The 21,824-nt window shown below is 62.6% G+C and carries 22 protein-coding genes; 14 read left to right on the top strand and 8 right to left on the bottom strand.

From position 1 onward, the window contains the following. Positions 1–3 precede the first annotated feature (3 nt). Positions 4–1,200, bottom strand: a complete 1,197-nt coding sequence (locus tag AWB83_RS15345; protein WP_087046427.1) for an acyltransferase family protein — start codon at positions 1,198–1,200, stop codon at positions 4–6. Between the two features lie 707 nt (positions 1,201–1,907). On the opposite strand from AWB83_RS15345, the gene AWB83_RS15340 reads away from it, so the two are divergent. Next, positions 1,908–2,810, top strand: a complete 903-nt coding sequence (locus AWB83_RS15340) for a phytanoyl-CoA dioxygenase family protein (RefSeq protein ID WP_087046426.1) — start codon at positions 1,908–1,910, stop codon at positions 2,808–2,810. 20 nt (positions 2,811–2,830) lie between these two features. Here the strand turns inward: AWB83_RS15340 and AWB83_RS15335 are convergent, their stop codons facing one another. Then, entirely contained in the window at positions 2,831–3,958 is a 1,128-nt protein-coding gene (locus AWB83_RS15335; protein ID WP_208636760.1) for an alpha/beta fold hydrolase, read from the bottom strand. 97 nt (positions 3,959–4,055) lie between these two features. Next, positions 4,056–4,937, bottom strand: coding sequence for a LysR family transcriptional regulator (locus AWB83_RS15330; RefSeq protein WP_087046424.1), 882 nt, complete (start codon positions 4,935–4,937; stop codon positions 4,056–4,058). 126 nt (positions 4,938–5,063) lie between these two features. Between AWB83_RS15330 and AWB83_RS15325 the strand changes: the two genes are divergently transcribed. Genes AWB83_RS15325 through AWB83_RS15315 form a run of 3 tightly spaced genes read left to right on the top strand, consistent with a single transcriptional unit; the run spans position 5,064 to position 8,239 of the window. Beyond that, a complete protein-coding gene (locus AWB83_RS15325; RefSeq protein WP_087046423.1) occupies positions 5,064–6,347 on the top strand; it encodes an MFS transporter in 1,284 nt (427 codons plus the stop codon). A 7-nt stretch (positions 6,348–6,354) separates the two neighbouring features. Continuing rightward, a complete protein-coding gene (locus AWB83_RS15320; protein ID WP_087046422.1) occupies positions 6,355–7,299 on the top strand; it encodes an amidohydrolase family protein in 945 nt (314 codons plus the stop codon). 58 nt (positions 7,300–7,357) lie between these two features. Continuing rightward, positions 7,358–8,239, top strand: a complete 882-nt coding sequence (locus AWB83_RS15315; RefSeq protein ID WP_087046421.1) for an isocitrate lyase/PEP mutase family protein — start codon at positions 7,358–7,360, stop codon at positions 8,237–8,239. Between the two features lie 49 nt (positions 8,240–8,288). Here the strand turns inward: AWB83_RS15315 and AWB83_RS15310 are convergent, their stop codons facing one another. Further along, complete coding sequence (locus AWB83_RS15310; RefSeq protein WP_087046420.1) at positions 8,289–8,588, bottom strand: DUF4148 domain-containing protein; 300 nt, start codon at positions 8,586–8,588, stop codon at positions 8,289–8,291. Positions 8,589–8,868: 280 nt separating this feature from the next. Here AWB83_RS15310 and AWB83_RS15305 point away from each other — a divergent pair, with 280 nt between their 5' ends. The 5 genes from AWB83_RS15305 to AWB83_RS15285 all read left to right on the top strand — a co-directional run bounded on the left by AWB83_RS15305 (position 8,869) and on the right by AWB83_RS15285 (position 12,371). After that, entirely contained in the window at positions 8,869–9,162 is a 294-nt protein-coding gene (locus tag AWB83_RS15305) for a DUF1330 domain-containing protein (protein ID WP_087046529.1), read from the top strand. Between the two features lie 216 nt (positions 9,163–9,378). Next, the gene (locus AWB83_RS15300; RefSeq protein WP_087046419.1) at positions 9,379–10,089 is read left to right on the top strand and encodes an SDR family NAD(P)-dependent oxidoreductase; all 711 of its coding nucleotides are present in this window, start codon (positions 9,379–9,381) and stop codon (positions 10,087–10,089) included. 54 nt (positions 10,090–10,143) lie between these two features. After that, on the top strand, positions 10,144–10,380 hold the full coding sequence (locus AWB83_RS15295) for a tautomerase family protein (protein ID WP_087046528.1): 237 nt from the start codon (positions 10,144–10,146) through the stop codon (positions 10,378–10,380). Between the two features lie 190 nt (positions 10,381–10,570). Further along, complete coding sequence (gene soxC, locus AWB83_RS15290) at positions 10,571–11,842, top strand: sulfite dehydrogenase (protein ID WP_244197745.1); 1,272 nt, start codon at positions 10,571–10,573, stop codon at positions 11,840–11,842. After that, complete coding sequence (locus AWB83_RS15285) at positions 11,835–12,371, top strand: c-type cytochrome (RefSeq protein ID WP_087046418.1); 537 nt, start codon at positions 11,835–11,837, stop codon at positions 12,369–12,371. Before soxC ends, AWB83_RS15285 begins: the two co-directional genes overlap by 8 nt. Before the next feature lie 22 nt (positions 12,372–12,393). Here AWB83_RS15285 and treA read toward each other — a convergent pair whose 3' ends face one another. Together treA and AWB83_RS15275 are read right to left on the bottom strand one after the other, a co-directional pair. After that, entirely contained in the window at positions 12,394–14,043 is a 1,650-nt protein-coding gene (gene treA / locus AWB83_RS15280) for an alpha,alpha-trehalase TreA (protein WP_087046417.1), read from the bottom strand. 134 nt (positions 14,044–14,177) lie between these two features. Then, on the bottom strand, positions 14,178–15,071 hold the full coding sequence (locus AWB83_RS15275; RefSeq protein WP_087046416.1) for a helix-turn-helix domain-containing protein: 894 nt from the start codon (positions 15,069–15,071) through the stop codon (positions 14,178–14,180). Between the two features lie 136 nt (positions 15,072–15,207). Here AWB83_RS15275 and AWB83_RS15270 point away from each other — a divergent pair, with 136 nt between their 5' ends. From AWB83_RS15270 to AWB83_RS15250, 5 genes are all read left to right on the top strand, one after another. Next, positions 15,208–16,047, top strand: coding sequence for an SDR family NAD(P)-dependent oxidoreductase (locus AWB83_RS15270; RefSeq protein WP_087046415.1), 840 nt, complete (start codon positions 15,208–15,210; stop codon positions 16,045–16,047). A gap of 69 nt (positions 16,048–16,116) precedes the next feature. Beyond that, positions 16,117–17,862, top strand: a complete 1,746-nt coding sequence (locus AWB83_RS15265) for an FAD-dependent oxidoreductase (RefSeq protein ID WP_087046414.1) — start codon at positions 16,117–16,119, stop codon at positions 17,860–17,862. Continuing rightward, positions 17,859–18,197 carry an NIPSNAP family protein gene (locus AWB83_RS15260; RefSeq protein ID WP_087046413.1) on the top strand — a complete coding sequence of 113 codons (339 nt, stop codon included), beginning with the start codon at positions 17,859–17,861 and terminating at the stop codon, positions 18,195–18,197. The genes AWB83_RS15265 and AWB83_RS15260 overlap by 4 nt, the downstream gene beginning before the upstream one ends. A gap of 13 nt (positions 18,198–18,210) precedes the next feature. Then, complete coding sequence (locus AWB83_RS15255) at positions 18,211–18,969, top strand: SDR family NAD(P)-dependent oxidoreductase (RefSeq protein WP_087046412.1); 759 nt, start codon at positions 18,211–18,213, stop codon at positions 18,967–18,969. Between the two features lie 63 nt (positions 18,970–19,032). After that, complete coding sequence (locus AWB83_RS15250) at positions 19,033–20,421, top strand: MFS transporter (protein ID WP_087046411.1); 1,389 nt, start codon at positions 19,033–19,035, stop codon at positions 20,419–20,421. Positions 20,422–20,433: 12 nt separating this feature from the next. Here AWB83_RS15250 and AWB83_RS15245 read toward each other — a convergent pair whose 3' ends face one another. Together AWB83_RS15245 and AWB83_RS15240 are read right to left on the bottom strand one after the other, a co-directional pair. Continuing rightward, positions 20,434–20,952 (bottom strand): Ohr family peroxiredoxin, encoded by a 519-nt coding sequence (locus AWB83_RS15245; RefSeq protein ID WP_087046410.1) that lies wholly within the window; start codon positions 20,950–20,952, stop codon positions 20,434–20,436. 37 nt (positions 20,953–20,989) lie between these two features. Then, entirely contained in the window at positions 20,990–21,757 is a 768-nt protein-coding gene (locus AWB83_RS15240; RefSeq protein ID WP_087046409.1) for an SDR family oxidoreductase, read from the bottom strand. Positions 21,758–21,824 lie beyond the last annotated feature (67 nt).

Raw genomic sequence — 21,824 nt, 5'->3', positions numbered from 1 at the left:
GAACTAAGCATCGCGCGTCAGATGAAAGCGTCGATCCACGGATGCGAGCAGACGCCTGGACAAACGCGTTGCACGCCCTTGAATCAACCGGTCCGAAACGCGCGAAAGTCCATAAGACACGACCAGCACTGCAATCAACGTCGCTCCGAACAGCGCAAGCGAAGTCTCTTCATTCTTCTCGCCGAATGCACGGTCGAAGAAATGGAACGTCATATAGACGCAGATGAAGTGCCAAAGATAGATGCCGTAACTCTCGCGTCCCAGCGCGGCCGCGCAGCGCCGAACGAAGGTCACGCGCGGCACGGTGCACGGTTCCTCGCGTTGCCTGCGGGCGTGATGCGAGCACACGAACAATAGAAACGCGACGGCGCTGCACGCCGCGAACATCGGCGCGAGCGCGTGAGCCTTGTCGAGCCAGACGCCGAGCGCGCCGGTCGTCAGCGCGAACATCAACGCCAGCGAAAGATAGAGCCAGGACGTTCGCCTGGTGACGTGCGATGAGCCGAGCAAGTGCGAGCGGAACGCATACCACGCCCACATGCCGACGATAAAGCACGGTCCTTGCACCGGCGGCCAGAAGTAGCTGAACGTGTTGTTGGCGACGTTGCAATCGAGCGTGCCGTTGCACTCGCTGATCGACATCACGGTTATCGATATCCCCAGGAGGAGGACCGTGGCCATTAGAAGGCGCATGCGATCCATCGCGAGGAAGAACAGCAACGGTGCGATCATGTAGAAAAGCATCTCGACGCCGATCGACCATCCTCCGGGCACGACGTTGTTGATCGCGGTCGGCGACAGCGCGTGCAGGAACACCATGTTGAGAAGCACATCCATCGGGCCATGCACGCCCAGGATCCAGGCGCGCTCGATGCCCGAACGCGTCGCGCCGTAACTGATGAGGCCGTAGACCGCTATCGCCGCGTAATACATGGGCGCGATGCGAAAGAAGCGCTTGATATAGAAACGCAGCGTGACATGACGCGCGTCCGCGCAGCGAGCGTGATCCATCTCCAGCGTCATGAAGATCGTGATTGCACTGATCACGAAGAAGAGCTGCACGCCGTATTGGCCCATGCGCGCGATCATCGTCACGGCGCCGGGCAGATTGGGAAACTGAAACGACAGGTGTACTGCGACTACCCCGACGATCGCGAGCGCCCGACCTGCGTCGAGCGCGGCAACGCGTCCTTTCTCCATCGATACTCTCCTCGCGGTTCCGATTTGCCAAGACCTTGAAACAGGCCGCGAGGCCCGTGGACAAAAGGACGTCGGTCGTAGTTCCAGCGGATCGTCGTCGAGCGGGGAACTCTTACAAGAAGAAACTTGAGACACGCAAAGATACAATTTCCACTTGGCCGATCCCTGTGTCATCGGTTAATAGATAGTCATAACGTCGCGGGACTTTTTTCGGAGTCAGGGTCGGCAATTTGTCATTCAACCCGAAATTTCCTCGATTTAACGACTGTTAGTTTTTAACCGCCGTTCAAATCGGACTTATCCGCCAAAGTAGTGGTATTTGGTGCCTTAGCCAACCAAGTAACATTTCGACACCCACGCTCAAGAAAGGTTAATGTATGCTTTCATGGTTAGACTATTGCTGAAGTTGGCGCAATCGTACCTCCAGCAAGCGGATTTCGCCTGAAATCGGACAGAAAGTAGTATTCCCCGGCTTTCAGGCCATAGAGTCACGCAATACATACCGACATTGGTGAAAGCTGCGCATTCAGCTTTTCGTCTTTCGTCGCGCCAAGAAATCGGATTAAGGCGAACCGGCAGAATGCCGGGATTTTTGGGGGCCAAGGCGGCGCTATGTGCAGAATCGCACAGTGCGTTAATTTGTGTGCTGTTCCACTGACCGGCTTATTTTATCGGCAGAGGAATCTTTTAGCGGGGCCACAAGGGAGATGACGACATTATCCCAATCGCAATGTGGGCGCTTCTGGAAAGACGGATTCATCCGTCTGGAGAATGTCGCAACGCATATGGAAATCAAGACCTTGCGTAATGTGGGCGACCGCCTGCTGCGCGAAAAGGCGGGATTCACCGAAGGCCTGCTGTTCGACTTCTACCCTGAGGGAGAAGGACCGGACCAGCCCAAGCTCGCCCAGTTGCATCACCCTTCCCATTTCGAACGCAGCTTGCTGGACATGGAGCTGGCTCATCGCGTACAGCGTGTGGCGATGCAGTTGCTCGGCCCCAAGGCGCGATTCGTCAGCGACAGCTTCTTTCACAAGCCCGCGCATACGGACGCCGTCACGCCCTGGCACCAGGACGAAGCCTTTACGGACCCGCGCATCGAGCATCGGGAGGTCAACTTCTGGTTTCCGTTGCAGCCGGTGTCGCTTGCCAATGGCTGCATGCAGTTCATCCCCGGATCGCATCTCGGTCCTGTGCTGCCGCATGGGCCGATCGGCGGCGACCCAACGACACACGGTCTTGAATGCGTGTCGGGCTTCGATCTCGAAAGCGCCGTGATCTGTCCGCTCGAACTCGGCGATTGCACGATTCACGCCGGTCGCACGCTGCATTTCGCGGGACCGAATCGTTCGGATGCGCCACGCTATGCGTATTCGCTCGTATTCGGATTGCCGCGGCGCGCATCGCGCGAAGTGCGCAGCTTTCCCTGGAACGACAATCGGCATTTGTCGCGCGACCAGCGCGTGCACGAATCTCGCCGCGGTCAGGGCAACTTCTGGCCTTATCTGTATCGCAAGGTGAAGGAGTTCGATTACACCAACCCGTACGAGTGGCGCCTCGGCGCACATCGCGTCGCGCGTCTCATCAAGGGCGGGACGTCGGACAAGTAATCGTCAAGGCACGCGCCCCGCTAGATGGCGGGCGCGTCCCGCCTGAGGAATCGCAAGATCCGGCTGACCACCGTTCTCGGCTGTTCCTGCTGCACCCAATGCCCTGCCCCTTCGATCAGATGCGCGGCGCGGAAGTCCCTGCAAGCGAGCACGCGCATCGCTTCGAAATCGCCCGGGCGCTGATAGACGCCCCAATCGCTGCTGCCCGCGATGAAGCATGACGGCACGTCGATCGTACGCCCGGACCAGGTCCGCAAAGCGGCGGAATGACGCGCGTCCGTGCCGCAGCGATACCAGTTCAAGCCGCCTTGAAAACCGGTACGCGCATATTCGCGTGCATAGACATCCAGTTCCTGATCACTCAGCCATGGGCAGGCTGCGATCGCCTCTGCAGAAGGCATATGCTCGGCGACGGTCTGCGGCATGGTCGCATCCGCGTGCATGACATAGTACGTCGGCAGCAGAGCAAGTTGATCGGCCGTGACCGATGCAAGCGGATGCGGCTGATTGCCCGTCCAATCCGCGCTCTTGACGTGGTAATACGCGCGCAGGAATGCAGCGATCCCTTGCGGGGCATGGCGCATATCGTCATTGGCCTGAGGGCCCGAGTAATACCATTGGTAATGCTTGCGCGGCGGATCGAGCGATGCCAGCGCCGCCACCGCATCGGCCATCAGCGATGCGGTGATGTCGACACGCGCAAGCCTCCCGTCGCCTTGCGCGGTATTGAACGCGAACACGGGCGGCCCCGCGAAAGGCGCGCTCATCATGACGACAGACGCGAACACGTCAGGGCGGATCAACGCGCACCATGCGGCCACAGGCGAGCCGAAATCATGCCCGATCACCGATGCCACGCTGCGATATCCCAAGGCCGACACCAGGCCGAGCACATCGCGAACGAGATTGGGAAAGGCGAAGTCATCGAGATCCGCATCGAATGACGCGGGCGCTCCGGTAGTCCGTCCATAACCGCGCTGGTCCGGCGCAATGACGTGAAAACCCGCATCCGCGAGCGGCCCCATGATCTTGCGCCAGCTATAAGCCAGCTCGGGAAAACCATGCAGCAGCACGATGCAAGGCCGGTCCGGCGTTTCGAACCCGGCTTCGAGCACATGCATCGAAAGGCCATTGCCGTTGTCGATCATGCGCGACCTGATTCCTTCGGGCAAAGGAAGATCGTTTAGCGGTTCATTCATGCTTGCCTTGACTCCAGATTTGCCATGACTTTAACCCCTAATGTGCTCATGCCTCGAGCAACGCCGCGAAGCGATCCGCAAGCGTCGGACGCGAGCGCATCGGCCATATCGCGCTGAGTTCGAAAGGAGGCAGGTTATCGCCGTCGCGCACGTCGCAGAAGCGCACGCCCGCGAATTGCAGCGCCGTCACGGATTGCGGCAGAAGCGAAGCGCCGCATCCCGCCGCGACGCAAGCCAGCACGGTCAGCGAACGATTCGCGTCCTGCACGACATTCGCCTCGCAACCCGCCTTGCGAAACGCGCTCAGAATGCCCGCGCGAACCACCGGCAATTGATCGCCCGGAAACCATACGAGGCCCGCATCGGAGAGATCCTTCAAGCCGACCTTGCCGTCATCGCCGAGTGCAAACGAAAGCGGCAGCACGGCCAGCAGACGTTCCCGCGCGATCAGTTTCTCGCGCATGCGGCCGCCCACGGCAACGGGTGTATGCAGCAGGCCGATATCGATGGTGCCCTTCTCCAGCGCGCTCGCCTGCTCCGCATTGCTCATTTCCTTGAGCATGAGTTCGACATTGGGCACTTCCGCACGCAGCGCAGCAATCGCGCGAGGCAAGAGATTGAATAGCGCCGCCGATGCAAAGCCGATCGTAAGCCTCCCGCCGCGCTGAGCGCCGATTTCACGCGCGCGATGCGATGCGGCGTCGATGCGCGCCACGCTCAGGCGTACGTCCTCGACGATCGCCTCGCCCGCCGGCGTCAATTGAGCGCCCCGCCGCGTGCGCTCGAAAAGCTTCACACCCAGATCGCGCTCCATGCGCGAAAGCGCCTGGCTCAAGGCCGGCTGCGCGATGTCGAGCACTTCGGCCGCGCGCGTGACGCTGCCCGCATCGACCACCGCCAGAAAGTATTTGAGGTTGCGTGTCTCCATTTCGCGAGCATATCAAAACGATATGAAAGATGAACGTATCCATAGTATGCGCGCCCGGCTTTCGTTTCTAGAATGCAATGGCAAATTGAACAAGAGCCGGGCGAAGGCCCTTACAGGAGACACGACATGAACTGGTACCGTGAGATTTCCACGGTGGAGAAACGCACGCTGTGGGGATGCTTCGCCGGCTGGGCGCTGGACGGCGTCGACACGCAGTTGTTCAGTCTCGTCATTCCAACGCTCATCGCGACATGGGGCATCGGCAAGGGACAAGCGGGTCTGATTGGCGGCGCGACGCTCGTCGCGGGCGCATTGGGCGGGCTCTTTGCGGGGGTGCTCTCGGATCGCATCGGCCGCGTCAAGGCCTTGCAAGTGACGGTCCTGTGGTTCTCGCTCTTCACGTTCCTTAGCGCCTTCGCGCAGAACTTCGAGCAATTGCTCGTGCTCAAGTCCCTGCAAGGGCTCGGCTTTGGCGGCGAATGGACCGCGGGTTCGGTATTGCTTAGCGAGACGATCCGCGCCAAGCATCGCGGCAAGGCGATGGGCATCGTGCAAAGCGCTTGGGGCTTTGGTTGGGCAGGCGCCGTGCTGCTCTATACGATCGTGTTTTCCTGCGTTTCACCGGAATGGGCGTGGCGCGTGTTGTTTGCAGTCGGCCTGATTCCCGCGCTGCTCGTCGTCTATATGCGCCGCAATATCGAAGAGCCGCCACGCGAAACGAAACCCGCCGAACATGGCGATACGCAACGTCAAGGCGCGTTCGCAATCCTCGCCGGCATCTTTCATCCGTCGGTTTTGCGCACGACCATCGTCGGCGGATTGATCGGACTCGGCGCGCATGGCGGTTATCACGCCATCACGACATGGCTGCCCACTTATCTGAAAACCGAGCGGCATTTGTCCGTGCTCGGCACGGGCGGCTATCTGGCCGTGGTGATCTCCGCGTTCATCGTCGGCTGCTTCGTCAGCGCGTGGCTGCAGGACAGGATCGGCCGCCGCAAGAACGTCATTCTCTTCGCGATCTGCTGCGCGGTCACGGTGAACGTCTATGTGTTCCTGCCCATCGGCGATGTCGCGATGCTCATCCTGAGCTTCCCGCTCGGTCTCTTTTCCGCCGGCATTCCCGCGACGCTCGGCGCGCTCTTCAACGAACTGTATCCGCAAGGCGTGCGCGGCACGGGCGTGGGCTTCTGCTACAACTTCGGGCGCATCGTGTCCGCGGTCTTTCCGGTGCTCGTCGGGCACATGGGCAACTCGATGCCGATCGGACAGGCGCTCGGCATCGACGCGGGCATCGCATATGGACTCGTCGTCGTGGCCGCGTTGCTGCTGCCCGAGACCAAGGGACGCCGCATCGCGGCCGTGCCTGCACAAGCCGCGTCGGGAGAACAAACGCCCAAGCATGTCTGATACGCACATGACGAATTCACTTTACTCCGCTCTCGCCGACGAAGCCGGCGCCCTCTCGCGCGCCAGCCGGCAATGGCTCGAATCGACGGATACGGCAATCGAGGCGATCGACAGCCATGCGCATGTTTTCGTGCGCGGCCTGCCGCTCGCGCCGCATCGCCGTCATGCACCGGACTATGACGCAACGCTCGACGCCTATACCGATCATCTGCGCACGAACGGCGTGTCGCATGCGGTGCTCGTGCAACCGAGCTTCCTCGGCACCGACAACTCGTTTTTTCTCGACGTGCTGCAACGCTATCCGCAACGCTTTCGCGGCGTGGCCGTCATCGACCCTTCGATCGACGATGACGAATTGCAGCGGCTCGCGAAACATGGCGTCGTCGGCATGCGTTTGAATCTGATCGGCCTGGCGCTGCCCGATCTGCGCGAAGCTCATTGGCGCAATTTGTTCGAGCGCGTGAACGCGCTTGGCTGGCACGTGGAGATTCATCGCGATGCGATCGATCTGCCGATGGTCGTCACGCCCTTGCTCGAACAAGGCTGCACGGTCGTGATCGATCATTTCGGCCGGCCCGACCCTGCCTGCGGCGCGAACGACCCAGGCTTCCGCTATCTTCTGACGACGGCGGCAACCGGGCGCGTGTGGGTCAAGCTCTCCGCGGCTTATCGCAGCGTTCATGGCGAGAGCGGCACCGCGCTCGGGCAAACGCTCACGGCGGCATTGCTCGACTCCTTCGGCGCGGCACGATTGGTGTGGGGCAGCGACTGGCCGCATACGCAGCATCGCGGCCTGGTCGACTACGACGGCTCGCGCGATGCGCTCGACCGCTGGATTCCCGACGCGTCGCTGCGTACCATCGTGTTGCGAGACTCGGCGCGCATGCTGTTTCGCTTCAGTGATCGTCACGATCGACACATGACGCAAGCGCCGACGCTCCGCACGCGTTAGCATTGCAGACGCTGGCGCACGCGTCGCGCCGAATTCAAACTCTTTCCGGAACCGAGCCATGACCACGTCATCTTCCCGCCGCCGCGCCGCCTTTCGCGAGCAGGTCAACGCGCGGCGCGCGCTGCTCCTGCCCGGCGCCTTCAACGCGATGAGCGCGCGCGTCGCCGCCGATCTCGGATTCGAAGCGATCTACATCACCGGCGCGGGCGTGACGAACATGTCGCTCGGCATGCCGGATCTCGGGTTCATCGGCCTCGCCGAAATCGCGGAGCACACGTCGCGCATACGCGATGCCGTGGACGTGCCGCTCATCGTCGATGCGGATACCGGCTTCGGCAACGCGCTCAACGTGCGTCATACGGTACGCACCCTCGAACGCGCGGGCGCCGACGCGGTCCAGCTCGAAGACCAGGTGATGCCAAAGAAATGCGGCCACTTCGCGGGCAAGGCCGTGATCTCGACGAACGAGATGGTCGGCAAGATACGCGCCGCGGTCGATGCGCGTGACGACGCGAACTTTCAGATCATCGCGCGCACCGATGCATGCGCGGTGGAAGGCTTCGATGCGGCGATAGAGCGGGCACGTGCATTCGTCGAAGCGGGCGCGGACATTCTTTTCGTCGAAGCGATCGAAACGCCGGAGCAGATCGCGTCGCTGCCCAAGCTGCTCGATGCGCCGCAGCTCATCAACATCGTGATCGGCGGCAAGACGCCGGTGACGAGCCAGGAAGATTTGCAGCGCCTTGGCTTTAGTCTCGTTCTTTATGCCAACGCGGCATTGCAAAGCGCCGTGCGCGGCATGCAGACGGCGCTCGGCGCTTTGAAATCGCAAGGACGGCTCGATGAGGATCCTGCCGTCGTCGCGCCATTCGCCGAGCGTCAAAGGCTCGTGAACAAGCCTTTGTTCGACGAACTGGACCGCAAATACGCCGCGGACTGAGAGTCTCGCCTGAAGCGGCTGAATAAAGTCGCTTCAGGCAATCGGCGCCTTAGCGCGAGTACATCGCGTTCCAGTCGGCTTGCGAAACATGGCCGCCGCCCGATTGCGACGTGCCGCCTGCCGCGCCGCCATAAGCTGTTTCGCCATTACGCGCCGCCAGCCTGGCTTCCGCCGCCTGAATCGCCTCCGGATAATGCGCCTGATCGCCGTCGCCAACGTGATAACCGACGCTTTCCAGCTGTGCGAGTTCGGCACGCACCTGAGCACGCGTGATCTGGCTCTGGGCGAACGACGCGACAGGAACGACGAGAGCGGTTGCAACGAGTGCCGCGCGAATGATCGACTTCATGATGAAACTCCAGTGATATGAGGTGCCTGGCTTTCGAACAGTGCCGTTCGAAGCAGTGAGGGCAGTCTATGACGCCAGCCCTCTCGGGTTAACCCCTAGCATGGGAAAGCACCTTTCACTGGAACGCGCAGAATCGTGGAGACAGCGCGTGCGCAAGACGTACGGGTTGTCCGATCGCCATAATTTGCTATGCTGGCCGCCGAAACCGGACGCCCTGGCGCGATGCGCGCATGGCGTTCGCCTCATGGCGCAAAGCGCCCGTTCAATACTGGAGATGCAGATGGCAAAAGGATATTGGGTCAGCGTGTACAAGACGATCATGAAGCCGGATCAGGCCGCGGAGTACGCGAAGATCGCGACGCAAGCCATCAAGGAAGGCGGCGGCCGACCGCTCGTTCGCGGCGTCGCATCGATGGTGCAAGGTGAAGGCGCCCTCGAACGCACGGTGGTCATCGAATTCGATTCGCTCGATGCCGCCGTCGCTGCTTATAACAGCGCGACCTATCAGGAAGCGCTCAAGGTGCTGGGCGATTCCGTCGTACGCGACTTCCGCATCGTCGAAGGTGTGGCCTGAACGACGGTCCGGCCCGGACCGTACTACCGTACTACATACGGACGCGCGAGGAAATGCCGCGGGCACGTAGCGGCCGCGCCATGATTTGTTCCTCGCGCGCAAGACTGATTGTCCACGGCGTGTGTACGCAACGAACCTCGAAAAGCCTAGATTACGGCCATCGGAGCCTTCGGTCCGATCCGCCACAGGCCCATTACTTTTCTTTCGAGGTTCATCATGAGCAACGCACAAAAGGTCGCCATCGTTACCGGTGCATCCCAAGGCATCGGCGCTGAAATCGTCAATGCGCTCCGCGCGCGGGGTTACGGCGTCGTCGCGACCGCTCGTTCGATTCAACAGCCGGACGATCCGAATGTCATCGCCGTTGCCGGCGACATTGGCGAGCGCGCCACCGCGCAACGCGTCGTCGAGGCCGCCATCGCGCGCTTCGGCCGTATCGATACGCTCGTCAACAACGCGGGCATCTTCATCGCCAAGCCCTTCACGCAGTACACGCAGGAAGACTATGCCGCGATTCTGAACGTCAACCTGAACGGCTTCTTCCATATCACGCAACTCGCCATCGGGCAGATGGAAAAGAACAAAAGCGGACATATCGTCAACATCACGACGAGTCTCGTCGATCATGCGGTGAGCGGCGTGCCTTCGGTGCTGGCGTCGCTGACGAAGGGCGGGCTGAATGCAGCGACCAGATCGCTCGCGATCGAATACGCGAAGTCGGGAATTCGCGCGAACGCTGTGTCACCCGGCATCATCAAGTCGCCGATGCACGCGCCCGAGACGCACGAAGCGCTCGGCGCTTTACATCCGATGGGACGCATGGGTGAAATGAGCGATATCGTCAACGCCGTGCTCTATCTCGACGACGCGCCGTTCGTGACAGGCGAGATCCTCCACGTCGACGGCGGTCAAAGCGCGGGGCATTGATTGTGCATGCGCCCCTCGCGGGCGCCTCTTCTCTTTCACTTCAAGGAGATCGCCATGCCGATCGTAACGATTCAGGTGACGCGCGAAGGCAACAAGCCCGACACGAATGCCATCACTGCCGATGAGAAAGCGCAACTCATCAAAGGCGTCAGCGAACTGTTGCGCGACGTGCTGAACAAGCCGATGGACTCCACTTTCGTCGTCATTCAGGAAGTGGAACTGGAGAATTGGGGCTGGGGCGGCTTACCGGTGCCGGAATATCGACGGCAGAAGCAGGTCAGGGAAAGCTGACGCCGAACGATACGCGCGAACCCGTGATATCGATATGCAACTCCGTTGGTTCGCGCAAACGCATCGCCTCACTAGAATCGTTCGTTTTCAGGGTGATGCATCGGACTGTCAGCCAATTGGAAGCGCTTGTCTTCGCGGCACGGCCATTGCTCGGGACTCGGTCTCGCTCGCCCTTCCACGAAGATCAGCGATGAAAAGAAACTCGAAGCTCGCGCAACCCGCACTCGTTTCCGACAGCCGCCGCGACACGATGCGCAAGCTCGCGGCCGGCGCGCTCGCATCGGGCCTTGGCATGCGCGCTCATGCGCAAGAGGCCGCAGCGACGCCGCTCGCCGTCGAACGCTGGACCGTCACGCCCGGCGCACCCCTCCTCTCGCCGCCCTATGGCGTGCCTTCATCGTTCGAAGGCAATGTGATACGGCGCAGCGCACGCGCTCCCGCGATGCCCGGCTCCGGCTCCTCGATGACGCCGCTCGCCGATCTGTTCGGCAGCGTGACGCCCAACGGACTCGTGTACGAACGGCATCACGCGGGCGTGCCGAAGATCGATCCCGCGCAACATCGCGTCGTGATACACGGCCTCGTGCGTCAGCCACGCCTCTTCACCATCGACGACCTGCTGCGCTTCCCGTCCGAAACGCGTGTCCACTTTCTCGAGTGTTCGGGCAACACGGGCAGCGAATGGAGCGGCCCAAGCGGGCTTCCGGTGCAGTTCACGCATGGCTTGCTATCGTGCTGCGAATGGACCGGCGTGCGCTTGTCGACCTTGCTCGATGAAGTCGGTGTCGACCAGTCCGCGCAATGGATTCTCGCCGAAGGCGCGGACGGCGCGGCGATGACGCGCAGCCTGCCGCTCGCGCGCATTCTCGATCGCGCGCTCGTCGTCTATGCGCAGAACGGCGAGCGTCTGCGTCCGGAGAACGGTTATCCGGTGCGGCTCATCGTGCCGGGTTTCGAAGGCAATACCAACATCAAGTGGCTGAGACGCATCAAGCTCGTGCAGGCGCCGGAGATGACGCGCGAGGAAACGTCGAAGTACACGAACCTCTTGCGCGACGGCAAGGCGCGTCAGTTCGTGTTCGAGATGGATGCGAAGTCGGTCATCACCCGTCCTTCAGCGGGACATCGCCTGACGACGCACGGTTACTATCCGATCAGCGGTTATGCATGGTCGGGACGCGGGCGCATCCGGCGCGTCGATATTTCAGCCGATGGCGGCAAGACGTGGCGCACCGCGCGCCTGACCGGTCCCGTTCAGGATCGTGCGCTGACGCGTTTCGAAGCGGACTGGTACTGGAACGGCGGCGCCGCGAATCTGCAAAGCCGCGCCATCGACGAGACCGGTTATATACAGCCGACGCATGCAGCACTGGTCGCGGCGCGCGGCGTCAACTCGCAGTATCACTACAACGGCATTCAGAACTGGCGCGTCGAAGAGACCGGCGAGGTGCGCAATGCTTAAGCGTCATGTCACTGTCCTTAGCGCATTCTTCTGCGCCGCTTCCTTGCCGTGCCACGCAGCAGGCAGCGGTTATGGCATCGGCGCCCCGATCGATCCGAAGGCGGTCTCCGCATGGAACATCGATATTGATTCAGCCGGCCACGGCCTGCCCGTGGGCTCCGGCGACGTCGCGCACGGCAAGGAGATTTTCGGCGCGAAATGCGCGTCGTGTCATGGCGCGAACGGCGAAGGCGGCATCGGCGATCCGCTCGTCGGCGGCATGGGCACGCTGGCGGATGCAAAGCCCAAGAAAACCATCGGCAGCTATTGGCCTTATCCGACCACGCTCTTTGACTATATTCGCCGCGCCATGCCTTATGACGCGCCGCAATCGCTCTCGGCGGACGAGGTTTATGCATTGAGCGCGTATCTGCTTTACTTGAACCACGTCGTGCCCGAGAACACACGGCTCGATGCGCAGTCGCTGCCAAAGGTGAAGATGCCGAACCGCGAAGGCTTCGTTTCCGATCCGCGGCCCGGCAAGCTGTAAAGCTATAGCAGGCTGTCGCGCGTCATTGACCTGGCGCGTAAAGATCGAGCAGCTTGAGCGTGACGCCGTTGGTCCATCCGAACCCGTCCTGCAACGGATATTCGCCGCCACCGCCGCCACCCGTTCCCGCGCCTTCGACGACATATTTCTCCACGAGCTTCTGCTGCGTCGCATAGACGTTGTTCACGTCCGCGAGAAAGCGCGTGCCGATCTGCTGCGCGAGATCACCGCGTCCGTAGCGCTTCAGGCTTTGCACGGCGATCCAGTGCAAGGGCGCCCATCCATTCGGCGCATCCCATTGCTGCGTCGTGTTGAAGGTGGTCGTCACGAGTCCGCCCGGCTTCAGCAGAATTGCCTCGACGGTATTCGCAGTCGTGTGCGCGCGATCCGGCCAGGCCGCGCCCGCGAAAAGCGGATAAAGCATCGCCGCTGACGGATTGTTGCGCGGCTGCCCGAGTTTCCAGTCGTAATCGCCGTAGTAGCCGTTCTTGTTCCAGAGATATTTGTTGATGGCGATGGCGCGCTTGGCCGCGCGTCCAACGAACTCGCCGACGCAGCCGAAATCGCGCGCCTCGCCGCAACCGATCGCGATGGTCGTTTCGAGGTGGAACATCAGGCTGTTCAGATCCACCGGAATGATCGATGTCGTGCGGATCGTCGTGAGCGTCTGATTGTCGCCGAACCAGCGCGAGCTGAAATCCCAGCCGCTTTCGGCGGCCGCGCGCAGGTCGCGATAAACCTCGTTGGCCGGACGGTCCGTGACCTGCTTGGCCGTGTTCACGTCTTCCGAGTACGACTCGTCGCGCGGCGTGTCGCGTTCGTCCCAATAGCGATTGAGCACGGTCTTGTCCGGCAGCATCACCACATTGCGCACCGCGCCGCCCGCTTGCAGCGTATTCGCTCCCTGCATCCAGTAGCCGTATTCACGTCGCAGCTGCGGCAAATACTTCTGATAGACGCGCCCGCCCTCCTTTTGCGCGGCAAGTTCGACCATATAGGAGAAGAACGGCGGCTGCGAGCGGCTCACATAGTACGTGCGATTGCCGTTGGGAATATGGCCGATCGTGTCGATGAGATAGGCGAAGTTGTCGAGCATGTTGTCGACGAGGTCTTCGCGGCCTGCTTCCTGAAGGCCCAGCATCGTGAAGTAGGTATCCCAGTAATAGCCTTCGCGGAAGCGCCCGCCAGGAACGACATACGACTTGGGCATCGGAATCAGCGAGCTGTTCGGCGGCACGTTCGCTGTCGTCGTCAAGCGCGTGAGCTCGGGCCAGAGCCAGTCGATATGTTCGCGCAGGGATTGATTAGGCGGCGGCGTGATGCTCTGATCGGTAGGCGGAGTGAAGTACTGCGCAACGAACGCAGCCAGCGAGAACCCGGGCACCGTCATCTGCTGGTGATAAGCCTGCACGATCTGCGCGGGATCCATCTTGGGCGTCGCGTCGACGAAGGTCTTCTGATCGGGATAGATGCCCTGCGTCTGCACGGCAACGAAGAGATCGCCATAGAGTTCGCTGGGCGGAGGCGGTAACGTATAGCCGGCTTGCGCGTCTGCATAAGCGGCGCCGGCAGCCCCGCTCAGGAAGAGCCACACGCCTAGCATTCGCCGTGCCTTGAACGGGAAGCGCCGCGACGCATCATGGGCCGCGCGACGCGATGACAGTACGATCATATTCCCTCCTTCGAAGGATGATTGAACCGGACTGGTCTCGCTCGGGCCGTGCGTTCTTTTATCTTTTCGACAGCACGGCGAAGGATCGCACGCTTGCGGGCTTGTGGCAACCCTCGCCTTTGGAAGCGCGTTCTCTATTGAATTGCCAGCGCCTTGTGCGCTTCGGCCTGAAACTGCGTCGGCGTCACGCCGGTCTGCTTGCGAAAATAGCGGCTGAAATAAGCGATATCGGCAAAGCCCAGACCATGCGCGATCTGCTTGACGGACATGTTCGAATAAACGAGATCACGCTGTGCTTCGCGCACGAGATGCTCGTTGATGACGGCGAGCGGTGAACTGGCAATTTCCTCTCGGCAGATGCGTCCGAGTTGCGTGACGGTCATGCCGAGCTTCTGCGCGTAGAACTCGACGGGACGATGCTCGCGGAAATGCGCCGCCACCAGTTCCCTGAAGCGTTTGATCTGCTTCGCGCGCCGGTCCGTCGATGCGACGCTTGGCGTCGATTCATGTTCGCAGAGACGCGCCACGTGCACGAAAAGCGCAATCAGGAGCGGCATGCCTGCCGCCATGTGGGCGCGGTCCGTCGCGCGAAATTCCTTCTCCAGCAACTCGACGATCGGCATGAGCGAGCTTTCCCTGGCGGCCGACGCGCTCACCCGCATGAGACCCGCGCGCTGCAACACGGGCACGAGTCCCGGAGCCGCGATTGAAGCGATTGCCTCGATCGACCGCTGCGCGACCGTAATCACGAGACCATCGACGCCAGGTGCGAAATTGAAGCCATGCACCGTTTGCGCGGGCAGCATGATGACGCACGGCGGCACGATCTCGATCATGCTGTTTTCGATGAGTACTTCCCCGCCGCCGCCGCGAATGTACAGAAACTGCAAGAGCGCGTCGTGACGATGCGCGTCGATATGCCAGTCGTTCGGGGCGCTGCGCTCGACGATCCATTCGAAGTTGAACGCGTCATACCACGGCGGACGCGCCGATTCTCCGTACAGGCTGTAGTTAGGGATTTTCCTCATGTCGCGGCGTCTCCTGATGCACAAATTGTCCTGTCGTCTGCCGCCTTTGTCCAATTTTTCGTGCAAGGCCGTGAATATACTTTTTTCCAAGGAAGGCCCCCGCGCCTTCGCATCGAACAGGACTCAGGAGACAAGGATGACTAATCAGGTTGCGCGGGATCACACCGCGTCGCACTGGCTCGGCCTCGAATCGAGCGTATGCGTGGTGACGGGCGCGGCGGGCGGCATCGGCCGCGCGATCGCATCCACATTCGCCGATGCGGGCGCGCGCCTCGCATTGCTCGATCGCGACGAAGCAGGCTGCCATGAAACGGCGGAAGCGCTGCGCGCAAGCGGCGTGGATGCCGTCGCCATCGCTTGCGATATCAGCGATGCGGCGAGCGTGAACCGCGCCTGCGAACAGACGCAGCGCAAGTTCCGCCATGCCGATGTGCTCGTCAACAACGCAGGCCTGCTGAGAGCGGGTGGCATCGAAGATATCGGGCTCGATGCATGGAACGCGATGCTCGCCGTCAACCTGACGGGCTACATGCTGTGCGCGCAGGCATTCGGACGCGGCATGCTGGCACGCGGCGCGGGCAGCATCGTGCATGTCGCTTCGGTGGCGGCGCACCATCCGCAAACATGGAGCGGCGCGTACAGCCCGAGCAAGGCCGGCATCTCGATGCTCTCGCGGCAGATCGCCGCCGAATGGGGCCCGCGCGGCGTACGCAGCAACACGATCTGCCCGGGCATGATCCGCACGCCGCTCTCCAGGGCCTTCTATGAACAAGGCGATGTCGAAGCGCGCCGCAGCGCGATGACCGCAAGCCGACGTATCGGCGAGCCGCGCGATATCGCCGAAGTCGCGGCCTTTCTCTCGAGCCATCGCGCCGCCTATGTGAACGGCGCGGAGATCGCCGTCGATGGCGGCTTCGAATGCATGCTGATGGACCTCGTTCCGCGTCCCGGCTTCGAGGCGCCGCGCACCGCATAAAGGCGCGACTTTCGCGCTTTCGCATTGCTCTAGCGCGCAACGCGCTCACTCACATCAAAGGACAACATCATGACTACCGTAACGCGGTCGTCCGATCTCGCTTGCGACGTGCTCGTGATCGGCTCGGGCGCCGGCGGCCTCTCCACGGCCATTACAGCGAAGAAGCAAGGGCTCGAGGTGATCGTCGTCGAGAAGGAAGCGTATTTCGGCGGCACCACGGCCTTCTCGGGCGGCGTGTTGTGGATACCCGGCAATCGCCATGCAAGGGAAGCCGGCGTTCACGATACGCGCGAGGCTGCCGTCGAATATCTGCGCAGCGAGACCGGCGCAATGTACGACGAAGCCTGCGTCGATGCATTTCTCGACGCCGGCCCGCGCATGATCGATTTTTTCGAGCGAGAGACTTCGGTCGAGTTCCTGCCGACGCTCTATCCCGACTACCATCCCGATGCGCCGGGCGGCGTCGATGTGGGGCGCTCCGTCGTCGCCAAGCCATTCGATGCGCGCGAGCTGGGCAAGGATATCGCGCGCCTGCGTCCGCCGCTCAAGACGATCACGTTCATCGGCATGATGTTCAATTCGTCGAGCGCGGACCTCAAGCATTTCTTCAACGCGACCAGATCGCCTGCTTCGGCCTGGTATGTCGCCAGGCGACTTGCGAGTCATCTCAAGGAGGTCGCGCTGTATAAGCGCGGCGTGCAGATCACGAGCGGCAATGCGCTCGCCGCGCGTCTCGCCAAATCCGCGCTCGATCTCGGCATCCCGATTCATACACGCACGGGCGCCAGGGAACTGATCACCGTCAAGGGCCGCGTCACAGGCGCCATCGTGATCGCGGAAGGACGCGAGACGCGCATCACCGCGCGGCGCGGCGTCGTGCTCGCGTGCGGCGGCTTCTCGCACGATGTCGCGCGCATCGCAAAGGCGTATCCGCATGTGCGTCGCGGCGGCGAGCATGTATCGCCCGTGCCCGCCGGCAATACCGGCGACGGCGCGAGAATGGCGGAGCGCGTAGGCGGGCGGGTCGACATCCGCTATCCGCAGCCCGCCGCGTGGATGCCTGTCTCGCGCGTGCCATTGCAGAACGGCAAGTACGGCGTGTTTCCGCATCTGCTGGATCGCTACAAGCCGGGCGTGATCGGCGTGACGCGCGGCGGCGTGCGCTTCACCAATGAATCGAACTCGTATCACGACGTCGGCGCGGCGATGATCGAGGCATGCCGCGATGAAAGCGAGACCGCGATGTGGCTCGTCTGCGATCACGCGACGATTCGCAAATACGGCCTCGGCTTTGCCAAGCCCGCGCCGCTGCCGCTCGGGTCCCACCTGAAGAGCGGCTATCTGACCCGGGGCCGCACGCTCGCTGACCTCGCGCAGCGCGCAGGCATCGACGCCGCCGCGCTCGAGGAAACCGTGCGCGAGTACAACCGCGATGCCGCGCAAGGAAAGGACAGAGCCTTCGGCCGCGGCACGACTTCGTTCAACCGCTATCTGGGCGACCCCGCGCATAAGCCCAACCCTTGCGTCGCGCCCATCGGCGATGGACCGTACTACGCGCTCAAGCTCGTGATGGGCGATCTCGGCACCTTCGACGGCATCGCGACGAACGCGCATGGCCAGGTGCTCAGGGACAACGAACCTGTTCCGGGCCTCTACGCCGTCGGCAACGACCGCGCGAGCGTCATGGGCGGCAACTATCCCGGCGCGGGCATCACGCTCGGCCCGATCATGACATTCGGCTATCTCACCGGACGGCATCTCGCCGGGCGCATCGACGCGCGTGCGAAGACCGGAGCACTAAGGAGCGCAGCATGAGCACCAAGCCTTTCGTCGATCATCGCATCTACACCATCAAGCCGCGCGGCATGGCCGAATTCATCGACGTGTTCGATCGGCTCGCGATGCCCATTCAGCTCAAGTATCTCGGCGCGCCGGTCGGTTTCTATATGAGCGACATCGGCGCATTGAATCAGGTCGTCCATCTGTGGGGCTACGAGAGCATCGCGGATTACGACCAGAGACGCACCGCGCGCGACAACGATCCGGAATGGCCCGCATATCTGCAGGCATCGGCGCATCTGATCGTCGCGCAGGAAAGCCGCATCATCCGGCGCGTCGAGTTCAGGAGTCTCTCGGCCGCCGTGCGCTGAAGCGGAGACAGGCATGGAACATGAAAAGCGTGTGGCAATCGTCACCGGCGGCGCGAGCGGCATCGGCTGGGCGACGGTTCAGCGTTTCGCCAGACAAGGCTACCGCGTGGCGATTGCCGATCTGCACCGCGATACGGCGCGCCATCGCGTGGAAGAACTCGGCGGCACGGATCATCTCGCCATCGGCGCGGACGTGTCGTCGGAGGCGGACGTGATCGCGATGATCCACGAAGTCGCCGATACATACGGTCGCATCGACGTGCTCGTGAACAACGCGGGCATCGGCGAGCAGGCGAAGCCCACGATCGAACAGAGCGTCGATGCGTTCGACCGCCTGCTCGACATTCACGTGCGCGGAACCTTTCTCGCATGCAGGGAAGCCGCGAAGGTCATGCTTGCGCAGCGCGCGGGTGCGATCGTCAATCTCTGCTCGATCGCCGGTCTCTCCGGCATTCCGACGCGCAACGCGTACGGCGCGGCGAAAGCAGGCATCGCCGCGATGACGCGCTCGATGGCAGGCGAATGGGCCCGCGACGGCATACGCGTGAACGCGGTGGCACCCGGCTATGTCGCGACCGAGCTCGTCGAAAAGCTCGTCGGCAACGGACAGATCGACATCGCGGCGATCGAGCGACGCACGCCGATGGGACGTCTCGCGCGCCCCGACGAGATCGCCGAGGCCATTCTCTTTCTCGCATCCGATGCAGCCAGTTATGTCACCGGGACCGTGCTGAGCGTCGACGGCGGCTGGCATGCATCGGGCGAGGCTTAGCGGCACGAACGAAGGCCGCACCCTTTCGATTGCTTATACATGAATGAATGGAGACGAATCGTCATGGAAAAAAACTGCATAACCGGGACCATCGAGGTCCAGAGCTTCATCGATAGTGAGCGCTTCTCGCCGTATCAATGGATCGTCCTGATCCTGTGCTTTCTCGTCGTTGCGGCCGATGGTTTCGACACGGCGGCGATCGGCTTCATCGCGCCGTCGCTGATCGGCGACTGGGGCATCACGCGCGCCGCGCTCGGCCCGGTGATGAGCGCGGCGCTCGTCGGTCTGGGCATCGGCGCGCTCGTTGCGGGACCGGCTGCGGACCGCATCGGACGCAAGGCGGTGCTCGCGCTGTCGGTGTTTTTCTTCGGCGTGTGGAGCCTCGCATCGGCGCAAGCGGGTTCGGTTGAGGCGCTCACCGCGTGGCGCTTTCTGACCGGCCTCGGCCTGGGCGCTGCGATGCCCAATGCGGTCACGCTGATGTCCGAATACGCGCCCGCCCGCATTCGCGCGGTCGCCGTCAACGCGATGTTCTGCGGCTTCTCCGTCGGCCTGTCGATCGGCGGTCTGTGCGCCGCCTGGCTCATTCCGCACTTCGGCTGGCCCAGCGTGCTCGTCGCCGGCGGACTCGGACCGATCGCGCTCACGGCGATGCTGCTCGTCCTGCTGCCCGAATCCGCGCAATTCATGGTCGTGCGCAAGCGCCCCGCGGAGAAGATCGCCCGTGTCCTGCGCCGCATCTCGAACGATCCGCGTCTCGCGGAAGGCGCGGCCGTCACCTTCGCCGCCGCCGACACGCGCGCGAGCGGCGCGGACAAGTCCTCGCTCGGACTCATCGTGTCGCGCCCGTATCGCTTCGGGACCACGATGTTGTGGGTCGCCTACTTCATGGGCCTGATGATCTTCTACCTGCTCACGAACTGGCTGCCGACACTCTTCAAGGACGCGGGCTTCTCCGCCGAACGCGCCGCGCTCACGACCTCGCTCTTTCCGCTCGGCGGCATTCTGGGCAACCTCTGTCTCGGCTGGGTAATGGACAAGGCAAATCCGCGGCGCGTGAATGCGTGCGCATACGTACTTGCAGCGGCGCTCGTGCTGACGATCGGGCGCGGCGTATCGGATCAGTTCTGGCTCGCCGTGCTGATCTTCCTGACGGGCACCGCGGTGACGAGCGCGGTCACCTCGATGTCGGCGCTCGCCGCCTCGTTCTACCCGACGAAAAGCCGCGCGACGGGCGTCGCATGGATGCTCGGCATCGGACGCATGGGCGCGGTCGCGGGCGCGATGAGCGGTGGTCTCATGATGAGCATGGGCCTGCAGTTCGGCGCAGTGTTCACGCTGCTCGCGGCGCCCGCCTTCATCGCGGCGTTCGCGCTGGGCGCGTTGAGCAAGCGCGACGCATCGCCTGAATCGGGCGTGCTCGGTCAGACTGCGCGCGTGCCGATGGAGTAACGCGCCCTCCGCTCAGGGCGTGCTCGGGGCATCGTCATTCGTTGCAAGCGCAACTATATTGACGATGCCCTTTCGCGCCATCTTCGTGTATGGGCAAAAGCGTTCCGTGTTGCGCACGAGTTCTTCCGCCACCACGCGATCGACGCCCGGAATCTGAACGCGTGTGTGCGCGGTCAGCACGAAGAGACCGTCCATCGGATCGCGACCGAATTCAACCGTGACGGCCACGCTCGTGCCCTCGACCGCAACGCCCGCGCGTGCCGCGAGCAAGGTCAGCGCACCGTGAAAACATGCCGCATAGCCCGCGGCGAACAACTGCTCCGGATTCGTGCCGTCGCCGGTGCCGCCCAGCGCCTGCGGCATGCGCAGGTTCAGGTCGAGGTTGCCGTCATCGGAGCGGACCACGCCCGAGGCCCGGCCATGACCCGCGTCGCCGCCCGTGACGGTGACGGTCGTCGAATACAGCGACTGCACATCTTGTCCTTGATACTTGTCGAGCAAGGTGACGGGCGGCGGATTGAGTGGCTCCATGGCGGCCTCTTCTGCAAGCAATACCTGCAATGATCGCTCAATGTGCCGCTTGTGTCCGGCTTTGGCCCTGTCTGAACCATGCGTCGAAGTTCACCGCGCCAAGCCGCGCATGAGCGCCCGGCAAAAGCGTGTCTGCGGCGAGCTGCGCCCCGAAGTAAAGTGCGCCTTCGTCGGCCACGACCGTGCGTGCGTCGCCCGTTGCGGTGAAATATCGCTGCATCAGATCGGACAGCCGCGACTTCTCCGGACCCGCGATTTCCACGACACCGTTCACCGGCGCATCGACGGCATGATCCGCGACCGCGCGTGCAACGTCATCGGAGGCGATGGGCTGAATGTATGCGCCCGACAGATGCACCGAGCCTTCGTTCGCGCTCGCCTTCGCGATGCCGCCGAGGAACTCGAAGAACTGCGTCGACTGAACGATCGTGTACGGCACGCCCCATTGGCGGATCAGCTTCTCTTGCGCGATCTTGCCGCGAAAATAGCCGCTCTGCGCGAGACGATCCGTGCCGACCACCGACAGCGCGACATGATGCGCGATGCCCGCCGCCTTCTCGGCCGCGAAGATATTGCGGCCCGAGGTTTCGAAGAATTCGAGCACTGCCTTGTCTTCGAACGATGGCGAATTGGCGACATCGACGACCACGCGCGCCCCTTCCATCGCTTCCCGCAGGCCGCTTCCCGTCATCGTGTCGACGCCCGACGCCGGCGATGCCGCGACCACCTCATGCCCGCGCGCACGCAGGTTCTTCACTACTTTGCTGCCGATGAGTCCGCTTCCGCCGATCACTACGATCTTCATGGTTGTTTTCCTTGAAGTGATGCGGATCACGCCGCGCCACGCCGATGTCCGGATTCCGGCGCGCGCT

Source organism: Caballeronia ptereochthonis, assembly GCF_001545075.1.
GTDB classification, from domain to species: domain Bacteria; phylum Pseudomonadota; class Gammaproteobacteria; order Burkholderiales; family Burkholderiaceae; genus Caballeronia; species Caballeronia ptereochthonis.
This window is presented reverse-complemented; position numbering and strand designations above follow the sequence as displayed.